Here is a 661-nt window from a genome sequence, read left to right as displayed (position 1 = left end):
ATACCTGTTGCCCTAAATGATTATAGACCTTAATTAATTTTAAATCTGAAACATGCTTAACATAAAGCATATCCTCTACTGGATTTGGGTATACTTGTGCCTTTTGGAATGCATAATCATCAGTAACAGCTAATCTTCTTGGATTAACTGATAAATCATCAAAGAGATAATCCAAAGTCAAAGTAAGTGGAGATGCTGTTACCTCAACCCTAAAGGCCGTGACATCGGTCCAATTTAAGTAAAGCGTTCCGCCTCCTGGGACAGCACCCTCTACTAATGTGACCACCACAGGAGCATTAGTACCTCCTCCAATAATAGGGGTAAATGTTAATTCTCTATCACTCCTACTACTAGCATCACTAACAACAATGGAGTTCACATCAACAGATTGGTCAAATGTAAAGATAGCCGAGTTAGCACTACTAGTACCGACTCTAGTACCTGTGGCGATAACAGTACTACTAGGTGTACCATCACCATTTTCGAACGTCACTGTAATACCGTCAACAGTTTCGGTTACCAGTTTATGCTCGTCATTAACATCTACGGCCGTTTCCCATCCAAAAATGGTAGAACTATTATTACCAGCAACTGATAAATTGTCGAACGTAAATGCTGCGAGTTCGCTTGCTGATACGGTAAAGGACGTCACGTTAGTCCA

At 40.4% G+C, this 661-nt stretch carries 1 protein-coding gene; it reads right to left on the bottom strand.

What is annotated here, in order from left to right; genetic code table 11:
• Nucleotides 1–661 (bottom strand): T9SS type A sorting domain-containing protein (locus Q4Q35_RS00775; RefSeq protein ID WP_496559751.1); only part of this gene is annotated, 661 nt, incomplete at both ends.

Source organism: Flavivirga aquimarina (assembly GCF_030540835.1).
GTDB classification, from domain to species: Bacteria; Bacteroidota; Bacteroidia; order Flavobacteriales; family Flavobacteriaceae; genus Flavivirga; species Flavivirga aquimarina.
Note: the sequence above shows the minus strand (reverse complement) of the source record. Positions and strands in the feature narration are given on the sequence as shown.